This is a genomic window from Streptomyces wuyuanensis (assembly GCF_900103455.1).
In the GTDB taxonomy this organism is placed as follows: domain Bacteria; phylum Actinomycetota; class Actinomycetes; order Streptomycetales; family Streptomycetaceae; genus Streptomyces; species Streptomyces wuyuanensis.
In genome coordinates, this window is the sequence record NZ_FNHI01000009.1 from 263435 (window position 1) to 271954 (window position 8520).

General features: G+C 72.5%; 6 protein-coding genes and 2 pseudogenes. 2 read left to right on the plus strand and 6 right to left on the minus strand.

What is annotated here, in order from left to right; genetic code table 11:
• Positions 1 to 68 precede the first annotated feature (68 nt).
• Together BLT82_RS15905 and BLT82_RS15910 are read left to right on the plus strand one after the other, a co-directional pair.
• Positions 69 to 2891 carry a SpoIIE family protein phosphatase gene (locus tag BLT82_RS15905; protein ID WP_093655208.1) on the plus strand — a complete coding sequence of 941 codons (2823 nt, stop codon included), beginning with the start codon at positions 69 to 71 and terminating at the stop codon, positions 2889 to 2891.
• A 77-nt stretch (positions 2892 to 2968) separates the two neighbouring features.
• A complete protein-coding gene (locus tag BLT82_RS15910) occupies positions 2969 to 4105 on the plus strand; it encodes an ABC transporter substrate-binding protein (RefSeq protein WP_404204259.1) in 1137 nt (378 codons plus the stop codon).
• A 64-nt stretch (positions 4106 to 4169) separates the two neighbouring features.
• Here the strand turns inward: BLT82_RS15910 and BLT82_RS37150 are convergent.
• From BLT82_RS37150 to BLT82_RS15940, 6 genes and pseudogenes are all read right to left on the minus strand, one after another.
• Positions 4170 to 4331, minus strand: a pseudogene (locus BLT82_RS37150) (DUF427 domain-containing protein); the annotation flags it as partial.
• A gap of 31 nt (positions 4332 to 4362) precedes the next feature.
• Complete coding sequence (locus BLT82_RS15920) at positions 4363 to 4806, minus strand: VOC family protein (RefSeq protein WP_093655210.1); 444 nt, start codon at positions 4804 to 4806, stop codon at positions 4363 to 4365.
• 496 nt (positions 4807 to 5302) lie between these two features.
• Positions 5303 to 5641: an STAS domain-containing protein gene (locus BLT82_RS15925; RefSeq protein ID WP_093655281.1), complete on the minus strand. Its 339-nt coding sequence runs from the start codon at positions 5639 to 5641 to the stop codon at positions 5303 to 5305.
• 297 nt (positions 5642 to 5938) lie between these two features.
• A complete protein-coding gene (argS, locus tag BLT82_RS15930) occupies positions 5939 to 7600 on the minus strand; it encodes an arginine--tRNA ligase (protein ID WP_093655212.1) in 1662 nt (553 codons plus the stop codon).
• A 306-nt stretch (positions 7601 to 7906) separates the two neighbouring features.
• Entirely contained in the window at positions 7907 to 8275 is a 369-nt protein-coding gene (locus BLT82_RS15935) for a hypothetical protein (protein WP_244292001.1), read from the minus strand.
• A pseudogene (locus BLT82_RS15940) lies at positions 8272 to 8520 on the minus strand (cytochrome ubiquinol oxidase subunit I); the annotation flags it as partial. The gene BLT82_RS15935 and the pseudogene BLT82_RS15940, both read right to left, overlap by 4 nt.

Below are 8520 nucleotides of genomic sequence, written 5' to 3' on the forward strand. Positions count from 1 at the left end.
CGGGGACCGCCCGCGGCCCGCCCTCCGATCACCCCATCACGGGCGGCCGAAAACGATAGAAATGCTCCATGCGTGATTTTTTGGGGCGGAACAGGCGCAGCACACCGACGCCGTCCGGGAGCGATCATCCATCCGGCCGGTGGAGCGCCCGGTTGCTGCGTCGGCTGCGTTCCCTGCTGAGCGTGCGCAGCCTCGCCGGCCAGGTGTTCCTCCTGCAACTGGGGGTCGTGGTGCTGGTCGTCGCCGCCGCGCTCGTGGCTCTCGTCGTCCAGGCGCGCCGCGACAGCATGCAGGACGCCCGGCACCGGACGCTCACCGCGGCCCAGACGTTCGCGAACTCGCCCGGGCTGCTCGCGGCACTGGAGAGCCCCGACCCCACGGCGGCGCTGCAACCGAGCGCCGAGGCGGTCCGCAGGGCGGCCGGCGTCGACGCCATCATCGTCTACCGGCCGGACGGGATCACGCTCACCCACAGCGACCCCAAGCAGATCGGAAAGCACGTCATCGGCCCGTACGCGGAAGCGGCGGCGGGTAAGACGTTCACGAGGACCTTCCAGGGAGCCCTGGGACTCTCGGTGATCTCCGCCGTCCCCGTCGAGGACACCGGTGGCTCGGTGGTCGCCATCGTGTCGTCCGTGGTCACGGTGGGCAACGTGCAGGACAAGGTGAACCAGCAACTGCCTGTCCTGTTCGGGGTGGCGGCCGGGTCCCTGGTGCTCGCCGCGGGCGGGTCGGCGCTCGTGAGCCGCCGCCTCCAGAGACAGACCCACGGCCTGGGGCCGGCCGAGATGACCCGGATGTACGAGCACCACGACGCGGTGCTGCACGCCGTGCGCGAAGGCGTGCTGATCGTCGGGGGTGACGGCCGGCTGCTGCTCGCCAACGACGAGGCCCGCCGCCTGCTGGACCTGCCGGAGGACGCGGAACACCGCCGCGTGGGAGCGTTGGGGCTGAACGCCGACCTCACCGAGATGCTGACGTCCGATCGCCCGGCCACCGACGAGGTGCACCTGGCGGCCGACCGCCTCCTCGCCGTCAACAAGCGGTTCACCGACGCCCAGGGACCGCCGAGCAGGGTCGTGACGCTTCGGGACACCACCGAGCTGCAGGCCCTCTCCGGCAGGGCCGAGACCGCCCGCCGGCGGCTGCAGTTGCTCTACGACGCCGGAGTGCGGATCGGGACCACCCTGGACGTCCGGCGGACCGCCGAGGAACTCGCGGAGGTCGCGGTCCCCCGCTTCGCCGACGTCGTCACCGTCGAACTCCTGGAGCCGGTCCTGCACGGCGAGGAACCCTCAGGCGCGAGCACCGAGATGCGCCGCACCGCGCTCGTCGGCCTGGAAGGGGACCACCTCCTCTACCCGGCCGGCGAACTGATCCGCTTCGTCCCCGCCCACCCAGCGGCCGCCGGCGCGGCCGACGGCCGGGCGGTACTGGTGGAGGACCTGAGCGCCTCCGAAGGCTGGCAGGCCCAGGACCCGGACCGCGCCCGCCGGGTACTGGAGCACGGCATCCACTCCCTGATCGTGGTCCCGCTGCGCGCCCGGGGGGTGGTGCTCGGGGCTGCCCACTACTGGCGGACCGAGGCCTCCCCGCCGTTCGAGGAGGAGGACGTGTCCTTCGCCGAGGAACTGGCTGCCCGGGCGGCGGTGTGCATCGACAACGCGCGCCGCTACACCCGGGAACACACCATGGCCGTCACCCTGCAGCGCAGCCTGCTCCCCAGTCGGGTGCCCGAGCAGACGGCACTGGAAGTGGCCTACCGCTATCTGCCCGCCCGGGCGGGGGTGGGCGGCGACTGGTTCGACGTCATCCCGCTGTCCGGTGCCCGGGTCGCGCTGGTCCTCGGCGACGTCGTGGGGCACGGTCTGCACGCGGCGGCCACCATGGGCCGGCTGCGCACCGCCGTGCACAACTTCTCGGTCCTGGACATCCCGCCGGAGGAACTGCTGGGCCGTGTGGACGAACTGGTGGCCCAGATCGACAACGACGAGGACGCCGGCAACGGTGAAGGCCAGGGCATCACGGGCGCGACCTGCCTCTACGCCGTCTACGACCCCGCCTCCGGTCAGCTGGCGGTCGCCACCGCCGGCCATCCCGGGCCGGCGGTGGTCCACCCCGGCGGGGCCGTGGACTTCCCCCAGTTGCCTATCTCCCCGCCGCTGGGCCTCGGGGCCGGAGTGCCCGGTGAGAGCGCAGAGCTGACCGTGCCCGAGGGGTCCCGGCTGGTGCTCTACAGCGACGGGCTGATCGAGGACCGGGACCGCGATCTCGACGTCGGCCTGGCGGCCCTGCGCACCGCGCTGTCCGGACCCGGCCTCACTCCCGAGGCGACCTGCGCGGCCGTCGTCGACGCCATGATTCCCGAGCGGCCCCGGGACGACATCGCGCTGCTGGTGGCCCGCACGCGACGGCTCGACCCCACCCTGGTCGCCGACTGGCAGGTGCCCCGTGACCCGGCGGCGGTCGCCCCCGTCCGCGCCGCCTGTGTCCGCCGGCTCCGTGAATGGGGGCTCGGCCACATCGACTTCGCCGCCGAACTCGTACTCAGCGAGCTCATCACCAACGCGATCCACTACGGCACCGAGCCCATCACCGTCCGTCTCGTCCGCGACCGGGCCCTGATCTGCGAGGTCTCCGACGGCAGCAGCACCTCGCCAAGACTGCGGCGGGCCAAGGTCACCGACGAGGGCGGCCGGGGGCTCTTCCTGGTGGCCCGGTTCGCCGAACGCTGGGGCACCCGCTACACGGCCACGGGCAAGGTCATCTGGGCCGAACTCTCCCTCCACGGCGGCGCCGGCCCGTCGGTGGAAGGACTCGCCGAACTCCTGCTCGCGGAGGAGGAGCCGCTTTCCGGCGAGGGCCGGGAGCAGGACGGCACGGCAGGGTGAGGGCCGCCGCGCAGCCCCGTACGACCGCTCGTTCCCGACCCACCACCCGTTCCCGACCCCCGCGTCCTGGAGCAATCGTGACCTCATCTCGTGCCCGAACGGCGGCCGCCGCTGGCTGTCTCGCCCTCGCTCTGCTGAGCGGCTGCACCGAGACGCCGAGGAAGCCCACGCCCGTGAAGCCGTCGGTCGCCACCTCCGCGCAGGAGGCGGGGGGCATGAGCAGGCTGATCGCCGCGGCGAGGAAGGAAGGCGCGCTCAACGCGATCGCGCTCCCGCGCGACTGGGCCAACTACGGCGGCCTGATCGACGACTTCGAGAGGAAGTACGGGATCAAGGTCACGGTCGACGATCCGCAGGCCTCCAGCCAGGACGAGATCGACGCCATCAAGCGGAGCGGCAAGCGCGCCGGCGCCCCCGACGTCATCGACCTGGGGGACACGTTCGCCCGAACCGCGGCCCGGCAGAATCTGCTCGCGCCGTACCGGGTCGTCGCGTTCGACTCGATCCCGGACACCCAGAAGGACGGTGAGGCCCGCTGGTCCAACAACTACGGCGGCTACATCTCCATCGGCTGCGACGCCAACCGCGTCGAACCCTGCCCCAGGACCTTCGCCGACCTGCTGAACCCCCGGTACAAGGGGATGGTCTCGCTCGACGGCAACCCCACCCGTTCCAACACCGCCTTCGCCGGGGTCTGGGCGGCCGCCCTCGCCAACGGGGGGTCGTTCGACGACATCCGCCCCGGCCTCGACTTCTTCGCCGAACTCGACGACCGCGGCAACTTCAACCCGGTCGAGTCCACATCGGCCGCGGTCGAGACGGGCAGGACCCCGATCAGCATCGACTGGGACTACGTCAACCTCGACTACGCGGACCGGTTCCGCAGCAAGGGCGTGGACTGGCAGGTCGCGATCCCCTTCGACGGCAGCTTCGCCCAGTACTACGCCCTGGCGGTCAACAGGAACGCCCCCCACCCGGCGGCGGCCCGCCTGTGGCAGGAGTACCTCTTCAGCCCGGCGGGCCAGAACCTCCGGCTCAAGGGCTACGCCCGCCCGGTCCTGATGGAGGCCATGCGCGAGGACGGCACCCTCGACGAGGCCGCCGCGGCCATGCTGCCGACGGTCGAGGGTGAGCCGCGCTTCCCCACGGACGCGCAACTGGAGAAGGCGAGGGTGACGGTCGACCTGGGCTGGGCGAAGGCCGTGGGAGGCTGACCGCATCCCGTTCGACGACCCCGGGGCGTGGCGCGCGCGGTGTTCCGTCATCGCGTCAGGTGGATATCGCGAACTGGGGGTAGGCGAGCCACTCCCACACGTACAGGGCACGACGGGTGTCGAAGGCGACGTGGCCGCCGACCGGGCCCCGGATGCGGCGCGGTACGGGCTCGACGTGGCCGACCGGGGCGATCAGGCTCGGGTGCAGCACACTCTCGTCCGCCATCGGCGGTCACCTCGGTCCATTCGCTCCCGGGTCAGCGGCCGGGAAGGCGTTCGGTGATCTCCTGCAGGATCCAGCCGTTGCCGTCGGGATCGCTGAAGGAGGCGAAGGAGCAGTAGCTGCGGCGTTCGGGGTCGGGCCCGGAGACCCGGTTCGCGGTGCCGGCGCGGTGGAACACGCCCGCGGCGTCGTGGAAGACCTCGCCGGCGTCCACTCCCCGCTCGACGAGTTCCGCGCGCGCCGCCTCGATGTCCGACACCGCCAGGTGGAGTCCCTGAGCCGATCCGGGCGCGGCATCGCTGACTCCGTTTCCGAAGATCACCGAGCAGAGGGAGCCGGGCGGGGTCATCTGGATCACACGGAAGCCGTCCTCGGTGGGGAAGTCCGCGTCCTCGCGCCAACCCAGCGCCTTGTAGAAGGCCTTGGCCCGGTCGACGTCGGCGACCGGGATCACCACGACCTCGAGCTTCATGTCCATGGAACGGCACTCCTTGTTCGCGCCGGGAAGCTGGGAACTGGTGCTGCACACACGGCCCGCGCGCGGCGGCGGGCGGGCGGGCATCGCCGCGAGGAACGCGGACGGGCGTCCCGCTCCGCGGGCCCGTAACGTGAAGCGGCCGGCCGTCGGTGTGCCGGTACAGGCCACACAAGTCATGATGAACCCATATCCGCGATGCCGCAGGTGCACCGGGCGCCGCCGGGGTCCCCGTACGGCCCCGGGCGGCTGCTCCTTCGCTGGCTCGCGCCGCCTGCCCGGTCACCGGCGTCCGGGACGGGTTCCGGGCCCGGCGCCGACCGCCCGCAGGAGTCCGCAACACGCTGCAACCCGGTGGCGACGGCGCATAGTACTGTTCTCGGACGTTGTGAGGACCGGACCGGACGCGCGTCGTCAGACAGCCCCACGGCAGGGCCGGTCGAGGCGCTGCCGGTTCAGCGCAACCGCGAACGCGACGGCCGTCACCCGTTGCTCCTCGTCACTCCACGATCGTGGCGACCGCGTCGAGCCCCGCGTGCCGCAGCGTCCGGCGGACCGCGCGCCGCGCCCCGCGGATGGTCAGCTCCGCGGGCTTCGCACGCAGGGTGGCCGCACGCAGGAGCGCGTACGCGCACGCGAGGTCGAGATGGGTGACCCCGCTCATGTCCACGACCCACTCGGCGGCCTCGGCCAGCGGGGGCGCGTCGAGGGTCTCTTCCAGTTCACGCAGGGTCGCTGCCCCGATGTCCCCGGTGAGGACCAGCTCCGCCCGATGACTGTCGTCCACCGACACGAAGATGGCCGGTTCGGCCGGCGGGGTGGTGTGTTCGGCTGCCACGGTGAGCTCCTTCTCGGACGGCGGCACTCCGTTGCTCCTCCATCGTCGCGCCGGCGGCGGGGCCGGTCCGCGCGAGTTGCGAGGACCGGCCACAAGTTCAGCCGACGGGCGTAGTGGCGCCGCGGCGCCCTTGCGCCGCCGGAAGACCGCGACCACCGGCTGGGAGCACCCGGCGCCTCGGGCGGGCCGCCACCACCTGGCCGACACACCGGCGATGGCACGCTCACATCGGCGAAGGGGCGCTCTGCGATCGGCCGTCGATCGGGCGGCCGCACGCTCACGAACGGGGTCGCGTGCTCACATCCGGTCCGGTGCCGAAACCCCCAGCAGCCGCAGCCCGTTGCCCAGCACGACCCTGCACGCGTCGGTCAGCCACAGCCGGGCCCTGGTGCGGTCGTCCGGGTCCTCGCCGTCCCGCGGCAGGACGCGGCAGGCGTCGTAGAAGCGGTGGTACGTGCCGGCCAGCTGCTCCAGGTAGTGCGCCACCCTGTGCGGCTCGCGCAGGGTCGCGGCCGCAGCCACGACCTGCGGAAACTCGGCCAGCACGCCCAGCAGGTCGACCTCCCGCGCGTGGCTGAGCAGCGAGGGGTCGAAGTCCTGCGGCGCGCCCTTCCCGATCCCGGCCGCCTCCGCCCTGCGCTGCACGGCGCACAGCCGCGTGTGCGCGTACTGGACGTAGTAGACGGGGTTGTCGTTGGACTGCCGTGTGAGCACGTCGATGTCGAGGTCGATCGTCGCGTCCACGCCGGCCCGCGCGAGCGCGTAACGGGCGGCGTCGACGCCGACCGCTTCGACCAGGTCGTCCAGGGTCAGAACCGTGCCGGCCCGCTTGCTCATCCGCACCGGCTCCCCGTCCCTCACCAGGTTGACGAGCTGGCCGATCAGGATCTCCAGGTGCGTGTCCGGGGCGTCGCCGAAGCAGGCCGCCATGGCCCGCATCCGGCCGACGTAGCCGGCGTGGTCGGCGCCGAGCATGATGACGACCCGCTCGAACCCCCGGGACCGCTTGTTCAGGTAGTACGCGCAGTCCGCGGTGAAGTACGTCCACGAGCCGTCGCCCTTCACCAGCACACGGTCCTTGTCGTCACCGAAGTCCGTGGTGCGCAGCCATACCGCGCCGTCGTCCTCGAAGACGTGACCGCCCTCCCGCAGCCGGGCGAGGGCGGCATCCAGGTCCCCCCGGTCGTGCAGGTCCTTCTCGTTGAAGTAGACGTCGAAGCGGGTGCCGAAGGCGACGAGCGAGGTCTTGATCTCGTCGAACATCAGCGCAGTGCCCTCCGTCCGGAAAACGGTGAGCGCCTCGGACTCCGGCAGTTCCGCCGCACGGGGTTCCCGGCGCAGCACCGCGGCGGCGATCTCCTCGATGTACGCGCCGCTGTAGCCGTCCTCGGGCGCCGGTGCCCCGTGCGCCGCGGCGAGCAGCGAGCGGGCGAACCTGTCGATCTGGACTCCGGCGTCGTTGAAGTAGTACTCCCGCGACACGTCCGCGCCCGTCGCCTCCAGCAGCCGGGCGAGCACGTCGCCCACGACCGCCCAACGGGCACCGCCGATGTGCACCGGACCGGTGGGGTTCGCCGAGACGAACTCCAGGTTGAGCCGCAGGCCGCCGAGCCGTTCCGTACGGCCGTAGGCGGCCCCGGCCAGGACGATGTCGCGTGCCAGGGCGCCGATCGCCGCGCTCTCCAGCGTGATGTTGAGGAAGCCGGGGCCCGCGACTTCGGCCTTCGCGACTCCGTCGGCCGCGCTCACCAGCGGGGCGAGCACCTCGGCGACGGCTCGGGCGGGCAGACCCGCGGACCGGGCGAGCCGCATGGCGACATTGGTCGAGTAGTCGCCGTGACCGCGGTGGCGGGGGCGGTCCACGCGGATCTCCCGCGGCGCCTCTCCCGAGATGCGTCCGGACTGGATGGCCTTGTGTACGCCGTCGGAGATGACGGCGGCGAGGTCTGCTGGAGTCACGGCGGCGACGCTACCGAGGCGGGCTCCGTCGGTGACACCGATTATTCGGGCGGCCCGGCCCCGACCGCGGCGGAGCTGCTCCCCCGGCCACCGGTCCCCGTCGGGGCGAGGAGAGGCGCGGGCGGTGCGCCGGCTCGGCGGCCGCCCCGTCGGACGGCGGGCCGAGGAACGTAAGGGACGAGGAACGTAAGGGACGAGGACGCCTCCGACGCCCGGCCCGAGGCCGGTTCGAGCCGCGACGGCCGGGCCATCGGTGGGCCCGGCCGTCGCGGCGGGAGAGGCGTCTCGCGCCGATGCCGTGTCGTGTCAGCGGCAGGCGGCGAGGATGACGGTGGTCGTGCAGAGGGCGACGCAGGCGGCCAGGCAGGCGATTCCTCGGCACAGCACCCGGCGCCGCAGGTCCCGGTAGCGGGCCGCGTACTGCGCCTCCAGTTCACGCGCCCTTCGCGCCACCGCCTCGAAGTGCTCCCGTGACGCCTGAATGCGGTCGGCCGTGCTGAGGCGTACGAGCTCGGCGCGTTCGGCGGCCGTGAGCCAGGGCATCCGGTCGGCGAGCCCTTCGGCGGCCGTACGGGCCGCGCTGACATGGGCGTTGGCCATCAGATAACCCTCGAGCCGGGCGAAGCCCGCCGCCATGTCGGCGCTGTCGCGGGCTCCGTCCTCCACACCGTTCACCGGCCGTCCTTGTCGTCCCCCAGCGGGGGTGCCGCGCCCTTGCCCGGCTCGATGACGTCTCGGTAGCCGGTGACGCTCGCCTCGTCGCGCGACGCGACTTCCGGGTGGTGCAGGTCGAACGCCGGTGATTCGGACCGGATTCGGGGGAGTGTGAGGAAGTTGTGCCGCGGCGGCGGGCAGGACGTCGCCCATTCGAGCGAACGGCCGTAGCCCCACGGGTCGTCGACCTCGATCTTCTTGCCGTA

Coding starts and splice junctions, on each gene's coding strand:
- BLT82_RS15905 (WP_093655208.1), top strand. CDS start 69: ATGCGTGATTTTTTGGGGCGGAACAGGCGCAGCACACCGACGCCGTCC.
- BLT82_RS15920 (WP_093655210.1), bottom strand. CDS start 4,806: ATGGACATGAAGCTCGAGGTCGTGGTGATCCCGGTCGCCGACGTCGAC.